The sequence below is a fragment of the Halolactibacillus sp. JCM 19043 genome (genome assembly GCF_001310395.1).
GTDB lineage: Bacteria > Bacillota > Bacilli > Bacillales > Amphibacillaceae > Halolactibacillus > Halolactibacillus miurensis.
The window spans coordinates 13,786-34,061 of the sequence record NZ_BAXD01000030.1 but is presented as its reverse complement, the minus strand read 5'-3'; the positions used below and the strand labels follow the sequence as shown (position 1 = coordinate 34,061).

Sequence of the window (20,276 nt, the reverse complement as noted above, 5' to 3'; positions counted from 1 at the left end):
TGGAATCCCTTTCCTCAAACATTCGTGAGAATGTCAGGTGGGGGTAGTTCAATGGCATTTCATTATTTTTAAGGAAACGATGAACGTTTTTTCCCCTGATATCTTGTTGTTTTTTTCCACTCATCATCCGTTTGAAAAGTCACTAAACCTAAAAAAACATCCCCTCCTAAGTAAAGGAAGGGATGTTACGGTTATTTTATCGTTTAGGGCGAGAAGACACCTTCCTCAAACATTCGTTAGAATGTTAGGTGGGGGGTAGTTCAACGATATTTAAGCGCCTTGTACATTTAAAATAATACTCAGTGTCACGAGCACAATGTAACTGATGACACCTATTAACCACAAAGATCGCAAGTACAATTTAGTTAAACGCTTGATTAACACATCGCCGACTAACTTCCATTGCGTCACTAAAAAGATCATAAACAACGTTAATAAACCAATTAAGACGAGCCAGCTGTATGAGAAATCAAACATATGATTTAAAATAACCATATTAGCTAAGATAAAGACAAGGCTAGATACTTCTACGCTCAGATGAAAGGCACGCTTTTTATGCCGATACATCCATTTAAATATGTAATAAAATACAATCATAAAGACGGGTGGGAACGTAATAAATATAGCTGCTATATTGGATATAAATGCCGTCATTTACAACCATCCTCTCTATTTATAATCACCGCTTCACCGGCGGTTGACATCATTTCCGTTTGTTACTCCGAAACAGGTCGTTAACGGCTGACTAACGGTTTTGATCACCTATTCATTACGGAAAGTCTTTTATTGATACTTGTATGTCATACTTTCAAAAAGCTTCATTCATTATCTTTGTCGTTTGCAAGTCCTGGAGATGCTGAAGTATGAGCGGTTTTAATCGCCCGCGTATACAACATCACGCTATTATTTTCACTAAGAAAAGAGGCAAATAAGTGGCCAATCACTCTTGAATCGATGAGTGTTATCTCCATCTTTAGACACCTCACTTTCGTCATATGTCGACATTACCAATATAGCTTACACCTATCTATCCGTCAAAGACTTTTTCATACACTCTCACTAAATCGGTGCAAGCTAACTGATTTCTTACTGAAGTAACCTTCCTATACAAACTAAGGACATTTGAGGGGAATTAAAGAGCCTAGACTTTGGTTCGTTCAATCTTTTTTTAGAAACACAAATAAAAAATACTAGCCCGTGGGCTAGTATTTTGAATGTAGTTATTATGCTTCAACTACTTGCTTACCATCGTAATGTCCACATGCGCGACAAACATGGTGAGGTTTTGTAAGCTCACCACAATTTGAGCAAGCTACCATACCTGGTACATGTAATTTTTTATGTGTACGACGTTGATTCTTCACTTTCTTAGAAGTTCTTCTTTTTGGTACTGCCATGTCTTACACCTCCTTCACTTCCGAAACGAAAACCTTTATAAATAAGGCTATGACATTATCTTGCCTATGCCCTTATTGATTTTCATTTTTATCATCAGTTAATAATGATTGTAGTTTGGATAAGCGCGGATCGATTTTCTCTTCCTGCTTATCTTCATCAACAACAGCCCAACCATCACCTGCTGTTAATGCATGTTTCTCGATAGTCTCCTCATCCGCATAAACACGGAAAGGAATCTCCAATAATACATTTTCCTTTATAAAAGGTGTTAAGTCAAGTAATTCTCCTTTAATCGGATGAATTTCTGACTCATCTTCTTCGGTATAGAATGGATCAATAGAAAATACTTCAATTGTGTCAATGTCAAAAGGATACGGCACATCCGCAAGTGACCTTGCACATGGGAGAACCATCACACCTTTGATATGAAGATTAACGGTAATTGTTTTATTTTGAACTGATGCCTCACCTGATACCTCAACGGATCCAATCTGTCTGATATCATTGTCAAATGATTCGAGTTCAGAAAGGTCTGTTTCTCCTTCAAACGTATATGGCGCTTGTTGAAGGATTTTTTGAATCGATATTTTCATATTAATCACCTCAGAAAGCACAAGCTTTATTTTAAAAGCAAATGCGGTATTTGTCAATATTTTTTCTTTACACCCGACATCTTTTTTGAAAAATGGTTGAAAGAGTCCGCAAAGATTGTGATACAATACCGTTAAAGAAAGGGGTTTTTTTATGCATGTGCTTGGGTTAATTGTTGAATATAATCCATTTCATAACGGTCATCTCTATCATATCGAACAAGCCCGTAAGAAGTCAAACGCTGATGTTGTGATTACGGTGATGAGCGGACAATTTTTACAACGCGGTGAACCCGCGATCATTGATAAATTTGCACGTGCTGAAATGGCCATCGTCCACGGCAGTGATTTGGTGATTGAATTACCAACGATCTTTGCTATTCAGCACCGCGATCTTTTTTGTTACAGTGCGGTTAGTATACTCAATCAACTCGGGGTTGATACAATTATTTTCGGTTCGGAATCTGGTGACATCACGCCGTTTAATGAGCTGGTGACGAGAGAAAAGAACATCATACCTTATTAGATCAAACAATTCAACAGCGATTAAAACAGGGCGAAAGTTATCCTGCCGCCTATTCAACAGCGATTAAGACAATCGGAATTGATACACTTAATGATCACTTACCAAATAATAGTTTAGGGATTGGCTATGTCCGTGCCGTTGCTGAAATTAATCCACGTATCACGATCGATACAATTAAACGGCAACAAGCTGGTTATCACACCACTCACCTTTCTTCACCGATTGCGAGCGCAACAAGTATTAGACAGGTCATTAAAGCAAAGAAAACGATCCAGCACGTATCCGAACTGAAATCCGTCATGCCTGATAAGGCTTACCAGCTAATAGAGCAGCATGAAGACGACTTTCATGATTTAAATGATTATTATCCCTTAATGCAATATAAGCTCTTAACGACAACCCCAGTCGCTTTAAAACAGATCCATGGTATGGTTGAAGGAATTGAGCATCGTTTAATCGCTGCCGCCAAAAAAGCGACGACTGCGAGTGACTTTATTGACTTAGTTAAAACAAAACGGTACACAACGACCCGGATTCAGCGCTTACTGATTCATCTCTTACTGAATCTTGATCAGGAAACCGTTGCAACAGCGATTCATCAGCTACAAAACCTACCGGCTGTAAGAAGTCTCGGTCAATCCACAATAGGTGAGCGATATATCAAAGTCATAAAAAAAGAACGCCCTATGACGATTCTAACAAAAGTCACCAAAAACTTACCAGACTATCTCGCCATTGACATGCGTGCTTCTTTGGTCTATCACTTATTTGATCATACAAAAACAAAGCGGGAATACTTGCCACCGTTTAGACACGAAAGAGCCTCGAGATAACCTCAGGCTCTTTCATTTTGTTGATGCGTCTTATGTCATTGAACAGTGATTATATGTTACGACCGATTCAATCTCACGACATATTGTTTAAATAATCTAATGCGTCACTTACAGTATCAACAGGAACAATAACCATATCACTACCAATGGCTTCTGCCGTTTGTTTGGCTACTTGATAATTTGAATCTGATCGGCCATTTTCATTTGGCGCAAAGAATATGGCACAGCCTTCTTCATCTGCCGCGACGACCTTTTTATCTACTCCGCCAATGCGGCCGACATTTCCGTCATAATCTACTTCACCTGTACCCGCGATTTTTCTCCCCTGGGTCAAATCACCCTCGGTTAACTGATCGTACAACTCTAGTGCGAGCACTAAACCAGCACTAGGTCCACCAATATCCCCACTAAAGAATTCTACTTCTCTAGACAGAGATACTTCTCTATTTGTCACTAATTGAATCCCGATCCCATAATCATCTGGTTGATCTGGAAAAGGCACTAACTCAATGGACACATCAAAAGTCTCCTCTTCTCTTTTGACGGTAAAGGTTAATACTTCACCGATATTGTAACCATCCACTATCATAATTAAGTGATCGGCATCTTTAATTTTTTCACCATTGACTTCTAAGATTTTATCGCCCATCTCTAAAACATCAGCCGCAGGCATCTTGTCTAAAACATTAACAACATAGACACCTTCATAGTTAATCGTATAATCAACACCGGCTAAATCAAAGGCAACAAGCGTCGCTGCTTGTTGCGAGTTTTCCATTACTAATAATTGTTCTTTCATATAATTTTCACGGTCATAACCTTCCGGAAAAACATCTTCTAAGTCATACACCTCTTGATAATCACTAAATTGCGACAATAATAACTGAATCGGGGTGGCTTGTCCTCCTCTTACGGTCACTAAATGAAAATCTCCCGTGTCACTTTGGGTATCTCGATCACTTACCGCAACAACTTCATTCAAAGGGTCTGCCGTGCCTGGTCGATAAATATAATAAGGTAACGGAAGAAAAGTGCCTACTAACATGAGGACAATCAAAACAATTGTCAATCCATAACGTTTTATCATTTATATCACTCTTTTCTCTGTTTCTATTTCTACTATAGCTATTTCACTTCAGTTCTTCAACTCATATACATTAGGGGGATAATGATGATGTATCGATGGTTTAAACGTCTCGCGCTTCTTTCTTATTTACTGTTACTGCTGTTATTTATGCGTTACTCAACAATCATCGTTTATGAGATCCGCACGGTTATCTATCTTTTTATCGATCAATTACTTCCGATTTTCATTCCGTTTCTTATTCTCCTTCACTTGATTCTTATGAACCCAGAAAAAACATGGTTCATACGTTGGTTGTATCCCTCATTTAAGAAAACGCTCCACTTAAACCAATTTGGCACACTCACGACATGTCTGAGTTTAATTTCAAGTTTTCCTTTAGGGGCTGTTATGGTGAAACAAGGCTATTTAGAAGGCCGTTTAAATAAAGCGCAAGCTCACCATTTACTCATGTTCACGAATCAAGCGAGTCCTATTTTCATTTCCACAATCGTCGTGACCTATCTCTTCCCAATAAGACGAATGGGAATGGCACTGATTGTTATTCAGTGGTTAACAAATTTATCAATCGCTTATGTGACTCACTTTTATTATCAATCTAAGGCTTCGTCTACAGTCATGGCACCTTCGTTAATAGATAACCCTCTACCTACCGCCAACAATAACGATATCATCATAAAAACAGCCAAGACGCTATTCACGATTCTAAGCATGATGGTTATGGCACGCTTTCTCAATGTTCTTTTATCGTCGCTGTATTTATTTGATTTTTCATCAATATGTCTATCCAAGCTATGGCCATGGTCAGTTGATTTATCTAATATCAATCTTATTCTACAGGCAACCATTGAACTGACACAAGGCATTGACCTGCTTCGGTTGACGTCATTTAATTCTACCACCTTATTTTTAGTCACGAATGCGTTAATCAATTTTCACGGCTTAAGTATACATATGCAAGTATATGGATTGATCAAATCAACCGATCTTTCGTTTACACCTTATCTGTTAAGTCGTATGGCAGCTCTCGGGATTAGTCTCACATATAGCTATCTATATGTATTCCTTTATCAACCATTTAGAAATACAGACATCATCCCAATTTTTTATGAAATGCAAAAAGAACCAAGTCCGTTATTCACTATAGCGGGGCTTAGTTCCTTCTACTTTGTTTTATGTCTGATTGTTACTTTACGGTCATCTTATATATCAACATATGACAAGTAGCACGTGAGATTTTGCTTTATTTAAACTTTTGCTTTAGCGCCGCTTCTACACAAGCAGGGACTAAATCAGCGACATTCGCATCGTATTTGGCTACTTCCTTTACCATACTAGAACTTAAGAATGAATATTTATTGTTAGACATAATGAAAAATGTTTCAACATCCTTATTTAATTTACGGTTCATCGACGTAATTTGCAATTCATATTCAAAGTCACTGACCGCTCGTAAACCACGAACGACCGCACACGCCTTTTTCTCACGCGCGTAATCCATTAATAAGCCCCCATGTGAGTCAATGGATACATTGTCTAAATGGGTGACGGATTGTCTTAGTAAGTCCATCCTCTCAGCTGTATTAAATAAAGGGGTCTTAGCTTCATTATGAAATACCGCCACAATCACATGATCAAACACTTTGCTTGCGCGTTCAATAATATCGAGATGACCATAAGTCACCGGGTCAAAACTCCCTGGGCAAATTGCTAATTTAGTCATTCGTTACTTCCTTTCTTTTATACAACGTAATGGCTGTGATGCCGCCATATTTTTCACTACGTTCTTGAATAAAACCATTGATCTCATCAGGTAATGTTAAGTGTGTATCATGTTCTAACACAAGCAAGGTCTGTTCATGAGTGAGGTTCAGTTCGGCCATCTGTTTCAATAGTTTTTGATAGAAACCTTTTTGATATGGTGGATCTAGAAAGATATAATCAAACTGAACCTCGCGCTTACTCAACGCTTTTAACGCACGAAAGGCATCATTACGATAGACTTCCGCTTTTGACACTAGACGGAGTGTGTCCAAATTTTTATGTATCGTTTCGATGGCCTGTTTTTGTTGGTCTACGAAAACAACGTGATCCATCCCTCGACTCAGCGACTCAATCCCTAAATTACCACTACCTGCAAATAAATCCAATGCCTGTCCTCCCTCAAAGAAAGGACCGATCCGATTGAATAGTGATTCTTTAACTTTATCTGACGTTGGACGTGTTTCTTTACCTGGTACGGCTTGTAAACGTCGTCCTTTATGTTCACCCGCAATAACACGCATGCGTCTCACCCCCCTGAAAAATTACAAGAAAAACACCTGCAGAAAAACCTGCAGGTAACACTTATATTCCCATCTCATACTCATATTCTTTTGTTTTTTGCGCGTTTTTACTTTCATAAGTCGTACGAATAAACGGCTTATAAGACACGTCAACTTTTGATACAAACGGTAAGCGCTCAAGCTTTACTACCTTTTCTTCAACGTCCGTTTGATCAACATATATGACCGCATAACGTAATTTTCTTGATACACTAATCAAATGACCGTAACGTTTCAATTGTTTAATGTTTTTCATATGTTGAAACCAGACAATCAATGCTTGTCGTTCAGTTCTTATCATGTTTATCCCACCTAATTATGCACTACAGCCACAGCCGCCACCTGTACTACATCCTTTACTATGCTCAGTGAATAATGCGCCATCTTTTTCAACAACGATATCTGTGCTAATACTAAAGGCTAAAGTTTCAGCGATTTGGTCTAGTAATGCTTGTAATTTCCGTTCAGCCACTTTAAATGTCGCGACTGATTCATTTAAATCGACTTCACGTTTTAATAGACGTGTATCTTTTAAGACGCGGCTATAATCCGGATGATAACGTCCAAAACGTTCAACATCCTCATAGTCTTGCTTTTTTTGTTCAAACTGCCTAATTAAACGTTGTGCTTCTTTATCTTCCTTAAGTGCTTGTCTTCTATTATTAAACTCATAAAATGTTTCTGAGTGTTTAATCATTGAGACGATACGGTCGGCATCATCTAAAAGTTCTATTGTCTCAGTTGTTAGTATCATGCTAAAACACCTCCACCCTTTTACTATATCAGTAAAACCCAAAATTGAAAAGGCATACGAAAAAAACGCTATTGAAATCTATCGTAAAGCAATTTACTGTTTAACATCTGTATTTTTGCGCTATAATGATAAGAAAGAACGATTGAAACTATTCATCCGACTGTCCTAAATAAAATAATGGTTAAAAGTTAAGGGTAACACTATTCAAACGACAGTTGTCGTGGTATATTTCAATCAGAAGGTTTTTAGAGAGATTACGGAGGGAAATGAGTTGACCACACTTTTATCAAAGCGCCAATGGGCCTACATATTTATTGGAGTCTTACTCCTATTATTTGCGATTTATATTATGCCAGTATCTTTACCGCTAATTTTAGCTTTTATTACGGCTCTTTCATTAAATCCACTCGTTAAGTTAGTGGAACGTCGTTTTCAGTTGAACCGAAAAATAAGTACCATCATCATCTATTTAACGTTTCTTATTCTATTCGTCGTGCTCGGGACTTACGTGATTACTGTTATTGTTACCCAGTTAATTTCACTCGTTGAAAACGCACCCGAATATATTTTACAAATCAACAACTTGTTGCTTGATTGGAGCGGTGATTTAGAGAATGTCATGGCTGATTTACCGAATGAATTCGTTAAAGAGGTCAATAACAGCATTCAAAGCTCGGTTCAATCTGGTACTGAGCTGTTACGTGACGTCTTACGTGTTGATCGCTTAGCGGCGATTGTGGCGGCTGTCCCTAACTACATCGTTAGTTTTATCGTTTACTTAATTGCGCTCTTTTTGTTTATGCTGGAATTACCAGCACTAAAAGCAAAGTTCTATTTACTCTTTTCAGAGGAAACAGCGGATCGGATTCAATTTATGAATAAACGCCTTAAAAGTGTACTTGTCGGCTTTTTAAAGGCACAATTTCTCGTCAGTCTCGTTATTTTAGTCGTTTCGCTCATTGCGCTTTTCATCATCATTCCAGAGTATGCGATTATTATGGCCACAATTATTTGGATTGTTGATTTAATTCCTATTATAGGTTCAATTGCTATTCTTGCACCATGGTCTATTTATATGTTTTTTGCCGGGAATGCCCTAATGGGCACTCAACTGGCCATTCTTGCTGTTATACTACTGGCGATTAGACGGACGGTTGAACCAAAGGTCATGGGACAACATATCGGGTTATCTCCTCTTGCAACATTGATTGCGATGTATATTGGATTAAAGCTACTCGGTTTATTAGGCTTTATTCTAGGACCGCTCGTTGTCATTGCCTTCACCTCCGCAAAAGAAGCAGGTTTCATTAAACTTAACATCAAACTTTAATAAGTAGCTGTGAATAGCAAAAACACGGTTTTAATCGAATGGATTAAAACCGTGTTTTTTAATAACCTGCTTGCGCCTTCTCGTGAAGGATATTTAACTGTTTCTCTAAATTATCTAATAACGCTTTGCCTTCGTCTTCGTCAATTAAATGAAGGCGTACCGCAAAGTCAATTTCTCGTGACAAACCAAACATTTGCGTATCTAACACTTCTTCATATAAAGGACACTGTGGCATCGTTAAGTTATCCATTTGCACTTGAATAAGTTTTAGGATTTTATCTGCATCTGCCTTTAATACGGCATAAGCTTTACTCTGATCTGTTTGAACTACTTTTTCAACCATGTCTATCCCTCCACAATCAATCCTTCTTTAAACAATATTAAAGGTAACACGGTAAAAAAGCAAGTATATTTCAGACTGGAACAATCGATACAACAAAAAAGCTTGCCTTTAGCACTTTAGTAAAGACAAGCTTTCTTACTGCTTTTTTTTAAGATTTTTTAAAGGCGCACGTGATCTACTCTTCCCATTCCTTTTTAACGACGCGATGATTTTTCTTGTATTTTCTACTACCCGCCACACGATTATAATAATCCACACCAAAAGATGAACCTTCGCTGATCATATCAGCATTGTCGATATTTTCATCATATCCACCGGCAGAGTCTAACGGAAAATCATCATGACGTTTTAATTTTAGTGACATTAACATATCATCTTTCATCCGACTAAGTTTTCTACGTGTCTTTTTATCTTTTAATACATGATAAAGAGCCGTTGCTCCAGCAGCAGCTCCCGCTGCAACCGTACCGGCTACCACAGCCGCTTTCTTTTTCTTTCTCATTTCACTCACCTCATCATTTTTTGTTTTACCTATATATCTTTTCCCAACTCTCGCAAGTTTAAAACTAGTCGAATGGTTCCAAGAAGGATTTATTTGTGATAAACTAGTAAAATAAACACTTATCTTTAAATGTTGGAGGAAACGATATGGATGTCATGTGTCCGATTTGTGATACGGTTGAATCAATTAACAACGATTCACCACTTGCCAAAAAATTAAGAAATAGACGTAAACACCTATATTTATGCCAGACGTGTCATGATCGTATTGAAAAAAATACGCTAAAACGACAGGCAACGGGTCGGTTCAATTTATATGAAGAAAAAAAAGAAGAGGATCCTTATCTTAGCTAAGGGCCTCTTCTTTTTCTATTGTGTCATTTTAATTCAATATAATGAGTGAGCGTTCTGTCTACTACATCTTTATGACCAGCGACCAATGGTTCTTGCGTAAGGAATGTTAAGTCTCGTCCATTGGCGTGTTTTATCACACCACCAACTTCCTTTAAGATAACCGCACCAGCGGCAAAATCCCAAGGATGAAGCGTAAAAGATACATACCCATCTGCTATCCCTTCAGCTAAATAACAAAATTCTAAAGCAGCAGAACCATATGTCCTTACACCTCTTACTGTTTTGACTAATTCTCGAATTTTTTTATCATCGACGATATTATTTTCTGTTGTCCAAAGGGTATTAAACAAATAAATCGACTCTGTTAAGTTTTTCTTCTCATCGAGCGATTGTAATCGCTCATCATTTTTATACGCACCTTCATCATTTTTAGCTGCATATAATACATCACCCATAACATCGTAAATAAAGCCTATTTCCCCGATGTGGTCATGGAATACCGCTACAGATATCGCGAAATGACGCTTCTGATGAATGAAGTTCATCGTTCCGTCAATGGGATCAATGATCCACGTCGTCCCGCTAAGCGTTTTGACATCATCACCAAACCCTTCCTCTGACAAAATTTGATGATCCGGATATTCCGTTCGGATTTTTTCAGCGAAAAACCGTTCGACCTTCTTATCCATTTCTGTCACCAGATCATTCGGATTTGTTTTGGTATCGATTTGGCGTGGTTGGTCAATTTCTGTTCGAATAACTTGTCCAATGTCTTTGATCCATGTTTTTGCGGTGTTGAATACTGATTCCTTTTGAAATGCCATGATTGTCCCTCTTTCCTTTTTTATCCATGTCTTCATTATTTCTGTCACATACTGCCCCTATCATATCAAACATTTGCATCATATGCACTTGATTGCCCCCCTTCTCTTATTATGTTAAACTGAAGACAAAATATAATGAAGGGACTGATTTTTTTATCATGACATCCACCACTTTTACTCAGGAAGACTTTGAGATTTTCACCATAGACGGTTTAACACCTCGTATGGATGCGTTAAAAAATAGCTTACAACCTAAACTAAGAACCATTGGCGATCGGATTAAAAATCAGCTCCAAGAACATTTAGATACACCCCTTTACTTACATGTCGCCAAGCACCAACGACGAACGGTCAATCCTCCGATTGATAGCTGGTTTGCGCTTAGCACAAACAAACGAGGATATAAAAAACATCCGCATTTTGAAGTCGGATTATTTAACGACCGGCTGTTTATATATTTTGCACTGATGCATAATGTCCCAGACAAAGCTAAATTGGCTCAGCACCTCATTGATTATCAATCTGTATTCGATGCGTTAGATTCTTCTTATGTGTATGCCCTTGATCATTACGACAAAGAAGCATATTCTCTAGACACTCTAAACAATCAAGCGCTTGCCTACTTCCGCAAGACAAAGAAAGCTGATTTTTTAATTGGAAAACAGCTCACAAAACAAGAGACGATCCGTATGACAAGCAGTGACTTTGATCGATTTGTGTTGGATACATTTACAGCTTTGTTGCCACTCTACTTCGAAACAACACTGGCTCAAATGAAGTAACGAAAAAATGACAGCCCGCTTATTAGCGAACCGTCATTTTTATTTTTCGGTCAGGTTGGTCTTTGACTTGTTTCATCGTTTGATACAACGAGTAACCGGTGTCTTGTTCAAATGTTCGACCGAGTCGTTTTTCTTCACCAATAGAAGGCACGACTGTTTTAAAAGCCCGGTATTTTTCCATTAACTTTTTAGCCTCTACCGGTTGATGGTATGCCTTCTCTACTAAGTCTAGAAACTCAACGACAGCACGATTTCTTCTGTGGTCCAATCTGCGTCAATCGGGAATTGAAAATTCATTTTTTCACCTCATAATTTGCTAGCTATTTCAGCTAAACTTTGCTATAATTCTTTTGTTTTACACTTAGTCTATTTTATTAAAGGAGCGCAATAAATGCAAGCACATAACCGTACCCCTCTTTTTGACGGGTTACTCAAACATATAAATAATCATCCGGTTCCTTTCCATATTCCTGGCCATAAAAACGGTCAAGGCATGGAACCTACTTTTAGAGATTTCATTGGTAAAAATGCGCTTTCGATTGACTTAATTAATATTAGTCCACTCGATGACTTACATCATCCAAGCGGGATGATTAAAGAGGCTGAGGCACTTGCAGCAGATGCTTTCGGGCAGATTATACCTTTTTCTCTGTCCAAGGGACAAGTAGCCCCATTATGGCGATGGTCATGAGCGTATGTAAACCAGGGGATAAAATCATTGTTCCGCGGAATATTCACAAATCTGTAACATCAGCCCTTATTTTTTCTGGAGCGATCCCGATCTTTGTCCATCCGGAACTCGACACACGCCTCGGTATTGCACACGGTATCACACCCTTATCGGTTGAACATGCCATTCAACAGCATCCAGATGCTAAAGCCGTCTTTGTGATTAACCCGACCTATTACGGTGTGGCAGCTGATTTAAAGCGCATTGTCGATATTAGTCACCAATACAATATTCCTGTGCTTGTCGATGAAGCTCACGGCGTACACATTCATTTCCATGATCAATTACCTGTGTCAGCAATGGCAGCTGGTGCTGACTTAGCCGCAACGAGCGTCCATAAATTAGGTGGGTCAATGACACAAAGCTCTGTTTTAAATATGCAAGGTGATCTCGTTAAAAAAGAACATGTGCAGTCCATTTTATCGATGCTAACGACGACGTCAACGTCTTATATCTTGCTGGCCTCACTTGATGCCGCAAGAATGTATTTAAAAACAAAAGGCCATAAATTAATTGAGAACACCCTCACACTTGCTGAGTCACTAAGACAACAGATTAATCAACTTGATTATTTAGCTTGCCCTGGTGATGATTTACTAGGTACGAATGCCACGTACAGTTATGATCCAACGAAAATACTCATTTCAGTTAAACAGTTAGGTTTAACCGGTTATGACGTAGAGAAATGGCTACGAGAACATTATCAAATTGAAGTAGAACTATCTGATATGTACAATATTCTTTGCATTATTACCCCAGGTGATAATAAAGACACGATTCAATACTTATTTACTGCTTTAAGAGCGCTTGTAGAAACCTATCAAACACAAGCCTACGAGAAGAAAGTACACGTCAGTGCGCCACCGATTCCTGTTTTACAAATGTCGCCACGCGAAGCTTTTTATAGTGACACGGAAGTTATTCCATTAAAAGAAGCAAGTGGTCGGGTGAGTGCAGAATCCATCATGGTCTACCCTCCTGGTATTCCTATCTTCATTCCAGGAGAAATCATTAGCGATGAAAGTTTACGTTATATTGAAGCAAATGTCGCTGCAGGTCTTCCTGTTCAAGGTTTAGAGGATGAATCACTGAAAACCATTCATGTCATTAAAGAGATGCAAGCGATTCGTTAATCTATTTAAGAACATATAAAGAACCATCCGTTTGTGAAATATCAACATACAGATGGTTCTTTTCTATAAATTAGATATCGTCGCCAACACCTTTAATCGCTTGAGGGTCTACAAATGTATATCCTTTTTCTCTTAAGCCTGTGACAATCGTTTCTAGAGCATTTTTCGTCCATTCTCGGTCGTGCATGAGAAGATTAGCACCGTCATTTAAAAACTCGGTATTCACCATAATATCCGCTAACGCTTCAGAATCTTGGTATTGTTTTTCCCAGTCATATCCATACGTCCAGTTCATCACAACCATATTTTCTTCTTCAGCAATCGCTAAAGAATTCTCGGTATTTGCTCCAAATGGCGCACGGAAAAACGTCGGTCGTTCACCAATAATTTCTTCTACTTTATCATTGAGTGAGACTAACTGTTCCCGTTGTTCTTCCACAGGAATATCTTTTAAATTTGGGTGATTGTATGTATGGTTACCAATCGAAAAGCCTAGCTCATGAATTTCTTTAAGGTTCTCATGCTTTTCTTCTGTTTCTAAAAAGTGACCATTCACAAAGAAAATAGCTGGTACGTCGAGTTCCTTTAAAATATGGCCATTTCAACCGCATGTTGGTCTGGTGCATCATCGATTGTTAATAAAGCAACTTTTGACTCTCCCTCATCACTAATAGGTTCAACCCGCCAATTACCTTGATTGATTTGATAACTTACTTCTACTGTTTCTTCTACTTCATTTGTCTCATTTTCTTCCACATCGTCACCTGCTTCTGATTGATCGTCATCAGATAAGTCTTCTTCCGGTGTTGTGTCATCAGCTGTTTCATCTGATTGTGTTACATCTTCTGTTTCGTCTTGTTGTGGATTCTCTTGACTCGTTTCTTCGTCTTGACAAGCTGTTAACATTATCAATCCTAACACGAGAAAAAGACTCCATATGTGTCTTTTTTTCAAAATAACGCCTCCTTACCTTCCATTATAAAACAGATTGATAAAAAAAACACCAAAATGATCAAATCATTTTGGTGTTTTAATGTAAATAAGCTAACGAATTACTTCACAACGTGATTGGTGTCCCCATAATAACTTCCGCTGCTTCCATTGTAATCTCACCTAGTGTTGGATGAGCATGAATAGTAAGCGCTAAGTCTTCCGCTGTCATACCAGATTCAATCGCAAGACCTAATTCAGAAATCATGTCACTTGCGTTTGTACCAGCAATTTGAGCGCCAATCACTAAACCATCTTCTTCACGTGTAACAAGACGCACAAATCCGTCACCACTACCTAAAGAAAGCGCACGGCCATTTGCTGCAAACGGGAACTTAGCTGACTTAACATTGTACCCTTGTTCTTTTGCTTCTTTTTCAGTAAAACCAACTGTCGCAAGTTCCGGATCTGAGAAGACAACGGCAGGAATACCGCGGTAATCAATTTCAGATTTGTGTCCAGCAATAGCTTCAGCCGCAATTTTTCCTTCATAAGAGGCTTTATGAGCAAGTGGTGGTCCTTCAACAATGTCACCAATCGCATAGATATTGTCAATGTTTGTCCGACATTGCTTGTCAATTTTCACGACGCCACGGTCAGTCATGTCAATACCCATTTCCTCTAAGCCGATTTCACGCGTGTTAGGATAACGCCCAACCGTTACAAGAACGTAATCCGCTTCGATCGTTTCTTCTTTACCATTTGCTTCATACGTTACTTTGACACTGTCTTCTGTTTCTTCAGAAGCTTTTGCCATCGCATTTGTCACAACTTTAACATTTTTCTTCTTCAAACGTTTCTTAACAATGGCAGACATATCTTTTTCAAATCCACCTAAAATATCGTCCATACCTTCTAAGATCGTTACTTCTGTACCGAAGTTAGCATAAGCTGTACCAAGTTCCGTACCAACGTAACCACCACCAATAACGACTAAACGGTTAGGAATTTCATTTAAGTTTAAGGCGCCTGTTGAGTCTAAAATACGTTTAGAGTATTTAAATGATGGGATTTCGATTGGTGTTGATCCTGTTGCAATAATGCAGTTGTTGAAAATATACGTTTGTGAGCTTGTTTCATCCATGACACGTACAGTGTTTTGATCGACGAAGTACACTTCACCTTTAACGATATCTACTTTATTTCCTTTAAGTAACCCTTCAACACCCGATGTTAATTTATTAACGACGGATGCTTTCCAGTTTTGAACTTTAGAAAAATCAACTTTAACATTTTCAGAAGTAATACCCATATCATCAGATCCATGTGCTTCTTCATAACGGTGACCCGCTTGAATTAACGCTTTAGAAGGAATACACCCAACGTTAAGACATACACCACCAAGAGCACCTTTATCTACGATTGTTACTTTTTGACCTGTTTGTGCAGCGCGGATGGCAGCTACATAGCCACCAGGTCCCGCACCGACAACAAGCGTATCTATTTCAATTGGAAAATCTCCTACTACCATATCAGATTACGCCTCCATCATGATTAATTGTGGATCGTTTAATAAACGTTTCACTTGATTTAATGCAAATTGAGCAGTCGCACCGTCAACAATGCGGTGGTCAAAGCTTAATGAGAGTGCTAATACTGGCGCAACAACAATTTCGCCATCTTTAACAACAGCTTTTTCTTGGATGCGACCAATACCTAAAATAGCTACTTCAGGATAGTTAATGACCGGTGTGAACCATTGTCCACCAGCTGAGCCGATATTTGTGATTGTGCATCCTGCACCTTTCATTTCATCAGCCGCTAACTTACCATCTTGAGCTTTTTTCGCTAATTCATTAATATCTTTAGAAATTTCAAAGATAGATTTTGTATCAGCATTTTTAACGACCGGTACAAGTAGACCTTTATCAGTATCTGCTGCGATACCAATATTGTAGTAATGCTTGTAGACGATTTCGTCAGTGTTTTCATCAATTTCAGCATTTAATACTGGAAATTGTTTTAATGCAGAAACAAGTGCTTTTACAACGTATGGTAAGTACGTTAACTTGATGTCTTTCTCTTGTGCCACAGGTTTAAATTTCTTACGGTGGTTAACAAGTTCTGTTACATCTATCTCATCATGTAGTGTTACGTGAGGTGCTTTGTGTTTAGAGTTAACCATTGCGTTAGCGATGGCTTTACGGATACCAGACATTTTCTCGCGTGTTTCTGGTAAGTCGCCCGTTGAAGCCGCTGCAGGTTGAGCTTTAGATGCTGATTTTGTTTCAGCTTTTGCTTCTGATTTCGCTTCAGTTGCCACTTCTTTAGCTGGTTCTGTCGCAGGCGCTTGATCACCACTTAAGTAAGCTTCAACATCAGATTTAACGACACGGCCATTTTTACCTGAACCTTGTACTTGTGTAATATCGACATCGTTATCACGAGCAAATTTACGAACAGATGGCATCGCAATTACTGTACCGCCAGCGATTGGTACTTTCTTCTCTGATTTCACTTCTTCTTTTGGTGCTTCTTGTTTTGGTGCTTCCTCAGTAGCTTCAGCTTCATGTCCTTCAGCAAAGATTGACACAAGTGTTTCACCGACAGTCGCAACCACACCTTCACCGACATGTACTTCTTTTACTGTACCAGTTACGGGTGATGGGATTTCTACGACTGATTTATCGTTTTGTACTTCACATAGGACATCATCTTCATTGATTTCATCGCCAGCTTTAACAAACCACTTAACGATTTCACCTTCATGGATACCTTCACCGATATCAGGTAATTTGAATTCGAAGACACCTTGTCCACTATTACTTTCAGTTGATTCACTTGCTTCTGACGCTGTATCATCAGAACCTTGATCTTCATAACCTTCTGCATCGATTGATACAAGTGTTTCACCAACAGTTGCGACCACACCTTCACCGACATGTACTTCTTTTACCGTACCACTTACGGGTGATGGGATTTCTACAACTGATTTATCGTTTTGCACTTCACAGAGTACATCATCTTCATTAATTTCGTCGCCGGCTTTAACAAACCATTTGACAATCTCGCCTTCATGGATACCTTCACCGATATCCGGCAATTTAAATTCAAAAGCCATTATAGCTAACCTCCTTGGTTAATTCATCCGTTCGAATATATTAGTAATTCATTGCTTCGTTTGCTTTATTCACAATATCTTTATGATTTGGTAACCATACTTCTTCCGCTTGAGGGAAAGAATATACCGTATCTGGTGCTGTTACACGAAGAACCGGTGCTTCTAAATGTAAAATAGCACGTTCTTGGATCTCAGCTACGATTTGTGAAGCGATACCTGCCACACGTTGTGCTTCTTGAACAACAACCGCACGACCAGTTTTCTTCACAGATTCAACAATTGTTTCAACATCAAGTGGCGCAATAGTGCGTAAGTCAATAACTTCTGCACTTACACCATTTTTCTCTAATTCTTCAGCCGCTTTCATTGACGCTTGAACCATTGCACCATAAGCGATTAAAGTGATATCTGTACCTTCACGTTTGACATTCGCTTTACCTAATTCGATTGTGTACTCTTCTTCAGGTACCTCATCACGGAATGAACGGTAAAGTTTCATGTGCTCTAAGTAGATCACAGGATCGTTATCACGAATTGCTGAAATAAGTAACCCTTTAGCATCATATGGATTTGAAGGGATAACCACTTTAAGACCTGGTTGTTGCGCCATTAAACCTTCTAAAGAATCCGCGTGCATTTCAGGTGTGTGCACCCCACCACCAAATGGTGAGCGTAATGTGATTGGCATGTTGACCGTGTTACCTGAACGGTAACGCATACGCGCCATTTGACCACTAATTGAATCCATTACTTCATACACGAAGCCGAAGAATTGGATTTCTGGTACAGGGCGGAAGCCTTGTGTCGCAAGACCAATCGCTAAACCACCAATACCTGACTCAGCAAGTGGTGTATCGAATACACGATCTTCGCCAAATTCATCTTGAAGACCTTCAGTTGCACGGAATACCCCGCCGTTTTTACCAACGTCTTCACCGAAAAGTACAACGTTCTCGTCGTTTTTAAGTTCTACACGTAATGCATCAGTAATTGCTTGGATCATTGTCATTTGAGCCATAATCTACTTCGACTCCTTTGCTTTATATTCTTCCATTTGTTCTTGTAAGTTTTGTGGAAGTGTTTCATACATATTGCCAATTAAGTCTGTTACTTTTTGTTTTGGAACACCGTCAGCTTCTTTAATGGCTGCTTTAATTTCTTCTTTAGCCCGTTCGATTACTTCGTTTTCTTCTTCTTCAGACCAAATACCTTTGTCTTCTAAGAATTTACGGAAACGAACAAGCGGATCTTTTTGTTCCCATTCGCTATCTAAATCTTTCGTACGGTAACGTGTTGGGTCATCCCCTGCCATCGTGTGTGGACCGTAACGATACGTTAATGTTTCAATAAGTGTTGGGCCTTCGCCGTTAATTGCACGTTCACGCGCTTCTTTTGTTGCTACATAAACAGCTAAAACATCCATACCATCAACTTGGATACCTTCAATACCCGCAGCGACAGCTTTTTGTGCTAATGTTTCTGCCTTTGTTTGCTTTTCAACAGGTGTTGAAATAGCGAAACGGTTATTTTGAGCGATAAAAATCGCAGGCGCATCAAAAGCACCAGCAAAGTTCATGCCTTCATAGAAGTCACCTTGAGATGTACCACCATCACCCGTATAAGTCACAGCGACACGTTTTTCTCCGCGCTTCTTCATACCAAGTGCCACACCCGCTGTTTGTACGTACTGAGCACCGATAATAATTTGTGGTACCATAGCATGTACACCTTCAGGCATTTGACCACCCGCAAAGTGTCCACGTGACCATAAGAAAGCTTTATAAAGAGGTAGACCGTGCCAAATTAATTGAGGCACATCACGATAACCTGGCAATAAGTAATCATCTTTCTCTAAAGCGAAATGTGAACCAAGTTGAGAAGCTTCTTGGCCGGCTGTTGGTGCATAGAATCCTAAACGACCTTGGCGATTCAATGCGATTGATCGCTGATCTAAAATTCTCGTGTACACCATTCTTGTCATTAAATCTTTAAATTCGTCATCTGAAAGTTTAGGCATTTTTTCTTCATTAACTACTTTACCTTCTTCATTCAGAATTTGAAACGTCGGGAACTGCTCTGCTACTTTTTCATTAGTACGTTTCAAAAATCTCACCTCTTCCTTTCTTTTCAACACATAATATTTTGATGTATAAGTTTCGGATTAAATAACTGAATCCGAAGTTAAATTGCACCTATCCTTACATTACCCGTTCTGTAAATAAATTAACCTTTTTAAAAGCAAAAAAGAAAACTGTTATACTGAAAAGCAATGTAACGATTAGTACAATTCTTTATCTGCCCTTATCTTATCGCAATAATTGAATACGGTCAATCACTTTGCTTTAAATACTTAACAAATAATTAAACTTTATAGTTTAAAAACTAATTACTTGTGAACTGTTTCACTTTATTTTTTCAATCTGTATTACAATATGAGTACACTGTGTAATACAGTCAAACATCGCAACCATCACATTCTCACTCTTTGTTAAAAACATCACATTTTTGTTATAGTATATCTTCCTCTCTCAGTTAGTAGTTTAGCAAGTAGTAAACGTTATTATAAAGTTTAAATTTTTATTATTTTCAGATTTTTTGTTAACGTATGTCAAACAAACGACTTAAGCTATTACCAATAGTTTTTGCCGTTATATAAAAAGACGCGCGCAAACAATCAGCTGTTTACGTGCGTCTTTTTATCCTATCTTTATGACTGATC

25 protein-coding genes and 2 pseudogenes are annotated in these 20,276 nt (G+C 38.6%); 8 read left to right on the top strand and 19 right to left on the bottom strand.

Annotation, left to right across the window (positions count from 1 at the left end):
• Positions 1 to 270: 270 nt before the first annotated feature.
• The 4 genes from JCM19043_RS12625 to JCM19043_RS12615 form a co-directional block, all read right to left on the bottom strand.
• Positions 271 to 654 carry a DUF3397 domain-containing protein gene (locus JCM19043_RS12625; protein ID WP_062322997.1) on the bottom strand — a complete coding sequence of 128 codons (384 nt, stop codon included), beginning with the start codon at positions 652 to 654 and terminating at the stop codon, positions 271 to 273.
• Between the two features lie 164 nt (positions 655 to 818).
• Complete coding sequence (locus tag JCM19043_RS16555) at positions 819 to 971, bottom strand: hypothetical protein (RefSeq protein WP_156321415.1); 153 nt, start codon at positions 969 to 971, stop codon at positions 819 to 821.
• A 252-nt stretch (positions 972 to 1,223) separates the two neighbouring features.
• The gene (gene rpmF / locus JCM19043_RS12620; RefSeq protein ID WP_062322996.1) at positions 1,224 to 1,397 is read right to left on the bottom strand and encodes a 50S ribosomal protein L32; all 174 of its coding nucleotides are present in this window, start codon (positions 1,395 to 1,397) and stop codon (positions 1,224 to 1,226) included.
• Between the two features lie 72 nt (positions 1,398 to 1,469).
• Entirely contained in the window at positions 1,470 to 1,991 is a 522-nt protein-coding gene (locus JCM19043_RS12615) for a DUF177 domain-containing protein (RefSeq protein ID WP_062322993.1), read from the bottom strand.
• Between the two features lie 151 nt (positions 1,992 to 2,142).
• Here JCM19043_RS12615 and JCM19043_RS18255 point away from each other — a divergent pair, with 151 nt between their 5' ends.
• Positions 2,143 to 2,514, top strand: a complete 372-nt coding sequence (locus tag JCM19043_RS18255; protein ID WP_062322992.1) for a nucleotidyltransferase family protein — start codon at positions 2,143 to 2,145, stop codon at positions 2,512 to 2,514.
• Between the two features lie 8 nt (positions 2,515 to 2,522).
• On the top strand, positions 2,523 to 3,347 hold the full coding sequence (locus JCM19043_RS16100) for a nucleotidyltransferase family protein (RefSeq protein WP_082394556.1): 825 nt from the start codon (positions 2,523 to 2,525) through the stop codon (positions 3,345 to 3,347).
• Positions 3,348 to 3,420: 73 nt separating this feature from the next.
• Here the strand turns inward: JCM19043_RS16100 and JCM19043_RS12600 are convergent, their stop codons facing one another.
• Positions 3,421 to 4,434 carry a SepM family pheromone-processing serine protease gene (locus JCM19043_RS12600; protein WP_062322988.1) on the bottom strand — a complete coding sequence of 338 codons (1,014 nt, stop codon included), beginning with the start codon at positions 4,432 to 4,434 and terminating at the stop codon, positions 3,421 to 3,423.
• An 87-nt stretch (positions 4,435 to 4,521) separates the two neighbouring features.
• Between JCM19043_RS12600 and JCM19043_RS12595 the strand changes: the two genes are divergently transcribed.
• Positions 4,522 to 5,658 (top strand): hypothetical protein, encoded by a 1,137-nt coding sequence (locus JCM19043_RS12595; protein ID WP_143103137.1) that lies wholly within the window; start codon positions 4,522 to 4,524, stop codon positions 5,656 to 5,658.
• Positions 5,659 to 5,674: 16 nt separating this feature from the next.
• Here the strand turns inward: JCM19043_RS12595 and coaD are convergent, their stop codons facing one another.
• Genes coaD through JCM19043_RS12575 form a run of 4 tightly spaced genes read right to left on the bottom strand, consistent with a single transcriptional unit; the run spans position 5,675 to position 7,509 of the window.
• A complete protein-coding gene (coaD, locus tag JCM19043_RS12590; protein ID WP_062322984.1) occupies positions 5,675 to 6,154 on the bottom strand; it encodes a pantetheine-phosphate adenylyltransferase in 480 nt (159 codons plus the stop codon).
• Entirely contained in the window at positions 6,147 to 6,725 is a 579-nt protein-coding gene (gene rsmD / locus JCM19043_RS12585) for a 16S rRNA (guanine(966)-N(2))-methyltransferase RsmD (protein WP_304438237.1), read from the bottom strand. Before rsmD ends, coaD begins: the two co-directional genes overlap by 8 nt.
• Before the next feature lie 52 nt (positions 6,726 to 6,777).
• Entirely contained in the window at positions 6,778 to 7,056 is a 279-nt protein-coding gene (locus JCM19043_RS12580; RefSeq protein WP_177220631.1) for a YlbG family protein, read from the bottom strand.
• Between the two features lie 15 nt (positions 7,057 to 7,071).
• Positions 7,072 to 7,509: a YlbF family regulator gene (locus JCM19043_RS12575; RefSeq protein ID WP_062322979.1), complete on the bottom strand. Its 438-nt coding sequence runs from the start codon at positions 7,507 to 7,509 to the stop codon at positions 7,072 to 7,074.
• A gap of 271 nt (positions 7,510 to 7,780) precedes the next feature.
• Between JCM19043_RS12575 and ytvI the strand changes: the two genes are divergently transcribed.
• Positions 7,781 to 8,839, top strand: a complete 1,059-nt coding sequence (gene ytvI, locus JCM19043_RS12570) for a sporulation integral membrane protein YtvI (protein ID WP_062322977.1) — start codon at positions 7,781 to 7,783, stop codon at positions 8,837 to 8,839.
• 58 nt (positions 8,840 to 8,897) lie between these two features.
• On the opposite strand, the gene JCM19043_RS12565 is transcribed toward ytvI, so the two are convergent.
• Positions 8,898 to 9,182, bottom strand: coding sequence for a YlaN family protein (locus JCM19043_RS12565; RefSeq protein ID WP_062322975.1), 285 nt, complete (start codon positions 9,180 to 9,182; stop codon positions 8,898 to 8,900).
• Positions 9,183 to 9,357: 175 nt separating this feature from the next.
• The gene (locus JCM19043_RS12560; RefSeq protein ID WP_062322972.1) at positions 9,358 to 9,684 is read right to left on the bottom strand and encodes a hypothetical protein; all 327 of its coding nucleotides are present in this window, start codon (positions 9,682 to 9,684) and stop codon (positions 9,358 to 9,360) included.
• A 146-nt stretch (positions 9,685 to 9,830) separates the two neighbouring features.
• Here JCM19043_RS12560 and JCM19043_RS12555 point away from each other — a divergent pair, with 146 nt between their 5' ends.
• Positions 9,831 to 10,037 carry a YlaI family protein gene (locus JCM19043_RS12555; RefSeq protein ID WP_062322970.1) on the top strand — a complete coding sequence of 69 codons (207 nt, stop codon included), beginning with the start codon at positions 9,831 to 9,833 and terminating at the stop codon, positions 10,035 to 10,037.
• A 23-nt stretch (positions 10,038 to 10,060) separates the two neighbouring features.
• Here the strand turns inward: JCM19043_RS12555 and JCM19043_RS12550 are convergent, their stop codons facing one another.
• Positions 10,061 to 10,861: an inositol monophosphatase family protein gene (locus tag JCM19043_RS12550; protein ID WP_062322968.1), complete on the bottom strand. Its 801-nt coding sequence runs from the start codon at positions 10,859 to 10,861 to the stop codon at positions 10,061 to 10,063.
• Between the two features lie 158 nt (positions 10,862 to 11,019).
• On the opposite strand from JCM19043_RS12550, the gene JCM19043_RS12545 reads away from it, so the two are divergent.
• Entirely contained in the window at positions 11,020 to 11,643 is a 624-nt protein-coding gene (locus tag JCM19043_RS12545) for a DUF1054 domain-containing protein (protein WP_062322966.1), read from the top strand.
• 22 nt (positions 11,644 to 11,665) lie between these two features.
• On the opposite strand, the pseudogene JCM19043_RS12540 reads toward JCM19043_RS12545, so the two are convergent.
• Positions 11,666 to 11,940: pseudogene (locus tag JCM19043_RS12540) on the bottom strand (UPF0223 family protein).
• 94 nt (positions 11,941 to 12,034) lie between these two features.
• Between JCM19043_RS12540 and JCM19043_RS12535 the strand changes: the two are divergent.
• Both JCM19043_RS12535 and JCM19043_RS19025 read left to right on the top strand, forming a co-directional pair.
• Positions 12,035 to 13,083 (top strand): annotated as a pseudogene (locus JCM19043_RS12535) (aminotransferase class I/II-fold pyridoxal phosphate-dependent enzyme); the annotation flags it as partial.
• 18 nt (positions 13,084 to 13,101) lie between these two features.
• Positions 13,102 to 13,506 (top strand): hypothetical protein, encoded by a 405-nt coding sequence (locus JCM19043_RS19025; RefSeq protein ID WP_369813874.1) that lies wholly within the window; start codon positions 13,102 to 13,104, stop codon positions 13,504 to 13,506.
• 70 nt (positions 13,507 to 13,576) lie between these two features.
• On the opposite strand, the gene JCM19043_RS19020 is transcribed toward JCM19043_RS19025, so the two are convergent.
• The 6 genes from JCM19043_RS19020 to pdhA all read right to left on the bottom strand — a co-directional run bounded on the left by JCM19043_RS19020 (position 13,577) and on the right by pdhA (position 19,661).
• The gene (locus JCM19043_RS19020) at positions 13,577 to 14,062 is read right to left on the bottom strand and encodes a polysaccharide deacetylase family protein (protein WP_369813873.1); all 486 of its coding nucleotides are present in this window, start codon (positions 14,060 to 14,062) and stop codon (positions 13,577 to 13,579) included.
• Between the two features lie 29 nt (positions 14,063 to 14,091).
• Positions 14,092 to 14,460 (bottom strand): hypothetical protein, encoded by a 369-nt coding sequence (locus JCM19043_RS19015; protein ID WP_369813872.1) that lies wholly within the window; start codon positions 14,458 to 14,460, stop codon positions 14,092 to 14,094.
• Between the two features lie 103 nt (positions 14,461 to 14,563).
• Positions 14,564 to 15,967, bottom strand: coding sequence for a dihydrolipoyl dehydrogenase (gene lpdA / locus JCM19043_RS12525; RefSeq protein WP_062322964.1), 1,404 nt, complete (start codon positions 15,965 to 15,967; stop codon positions 14,564 to 14,566).
• Positions 15,968 to 15,973: 6 nt separating this feature from the next.
• Positions 15,974 to 17,557: a dihydrolipoyllysine-residue acetyltransferase gene (locus JCM19043_RS12520; RefSeq protein ID WP_062322962.1), complete on the bottom strand. Its 1,584-nt coding sequence runs from the start codon at positions 17,555 to 17,557 to the stop codon at positions 15,974 to 15,976.
• Positions 17,558 to 17,597: 40 nt separating this feature from the next.
• Positions 17,598 to 18,575 carry an alpha-ketoacid dehydrogenase subunit beta gene (locus JCM19043_RS12515; protein WP_062322960.1) on the bottom strand — a complete coding sequence of 326 codons (978 nt, stop codon included), beginning with the start codon at positions 18,573 to 18,575 and terminating at the stop codon, positions 17,598 to 17,600.
• A 3-nt stretch (positions 18,576 to 18,578) separates the two neighbouring features.
• Positions 18,579 to 19,661 carry a pyruvate dehydrogenase (acetyl-transferring) E1 component subunit alpha gene (pdhA, locus tag JCM19043_RS12510; RefSeq protein WP_062322958.1) on the bottom strand — a complete coding sequence of 361 codons (1,083 nt, stop codon included), beginning with the start codon at positions 19,659 to 19,661 and terminating at the stop codon, positions 18,579 to 18,581.
• Between the last annotated feature and the right edge of the window lie 615 nt (positions 19,662 to 20,276).

Excerpts from the sequence above, each read along its gene's own strand:
- JCM19043_RS12625 (WP_062322997.1), bottom strand. The coding sequence starts at position 654 with ATGACGGCATTTATATCCAATATAGCAGCTATATTTATTACGTTCCCA.
- JCM19043_RS16555 (WP_156321415.1), bottom strand. The coding sequence starts at position 971 with ATGGAGATAACACTCATCGATTCAAGAGTGATTGGCCACTTATTTGCC.
- rpmF (WP_062322996.1), bottom strand. The coding sequence starts at position 1,397 with ATGGCAGTACCAAAAAGAAGAACTTCTAAGAAAGTGAAGAATCAACGT.
- JCM19043_RS12615 (WP_062322993.1), bottom strand. The coding sequence starts at position 1,991 with ATGAAAATATCGATTCAAAAAATCCTTCAACAAGCGCCATATACGTTT.
- JCM19043_RS18255 (WP_062322992.1), top strand. The coding sequence starts at position 2,143 with ATGCATGTGCTTGGGTTAATTGTTGAATATAATCCATTTCATAACGGT.
- JCM19043_RS12600 (WP_062322988.1), bottom strand. The coding sequence starts at position 4,434 with ATGATAAAACGTTATGGATTGACAATTGTTTTGATTGTCCTCATGTTA.
- JCM19043_RS12595 (WP_143103137.1), top strand. The coding sequence starts at position 4,522 with ATGTATCGATGGTTTAAACGTCTCGCGCTTCTTTCTTATTTACTGTTA.
- coaD (WP_062322984.1), bottom strand. The coding sequence starts at position 6,154 with ATGACTAAATTAGCAATTTGCCCAGGGAGTTTTGACCCGGTGACTTAT.
- JCM19043_RS12580 (WP_177220631.1), bottom strand. The coding sequence starts at position 7,056 with ATGATAAGAACTGAACGACAAGCATTGATTGTCTGGTTTCAACATATG.
- JCM19043_RS12575 (WP_062322979.1), bottom strand. The coding sequence starts at position 7,509 with ATGATACTAACAACTGAGACAATAGAACTTTTAGATGATGCCGACCGT.
- JCM19043_RS12565 (WP_062322975.1), bottom strand. The coding sequence starts at position 9,182 with ATGGTTGAAAAAGTAGTTCAAACAGATCAGAGTAAAGCTTATGCCGTA.
- JCM19043_RS12560 (WP_062322972.1), bottom strand. The coding sequence starts at position 9,684 with ATGAGAAAGAAAAAGAAAGCGGCTGTGGTAGCCGGTACGGTTGCAGCG.
- JCM19043_RS12555 (WP_062322970.1), top strand. The coding sequence starts at position 9,831 with ATGGATGTCATGTGTCCGATTTGTGATACGGTTGAATCAATTAACAAC.
- JCM19043_RS12550 (WP_062322968.1), bottom strand. The coding sequence starts at position 10,861 with ATGGCATTTCAAAAGGAATCAGTATTCAACACCGCAAAAACATGGATC.
- JCM19043_RS12545 (WP_062322966.1), top strand. The coding sequence starts at position 11,020 with ATGACATCCACCACTTTTACTCAGGAAGACTTTGAGATTTTCACCATA.
- JCM19043_RS19025 (WP_369813874.1), top strand. The coding sequence starts at position 13,102 with ATGTACAATATTCTTTGCATTATTACCCCAGGTGATAATAAAGACACG.
- lpdA (WP_062322964.1), bottom strand. The coding sequence starts at position 15,967 with ATGGTAGTAGGAGATTTTCCAATTGAAATAGATACGCTTGTTGTCGGT.
- JCM19043_RS12520 (WP_062322962.1), bottom strand. The coding sequence starts at position 17,557 with ATGGCTTTTGAATTTAAATTGCCGGATATCGGTGAAGGTATCCATGAA.
- JCM19043_RS12515 (WP_062322960.1), bottom strand. The coding sequence starts at position 18,575 with ATGGCTCAAATGACAATGATCCAAGCAATTACTGATGCATTACGTGTA.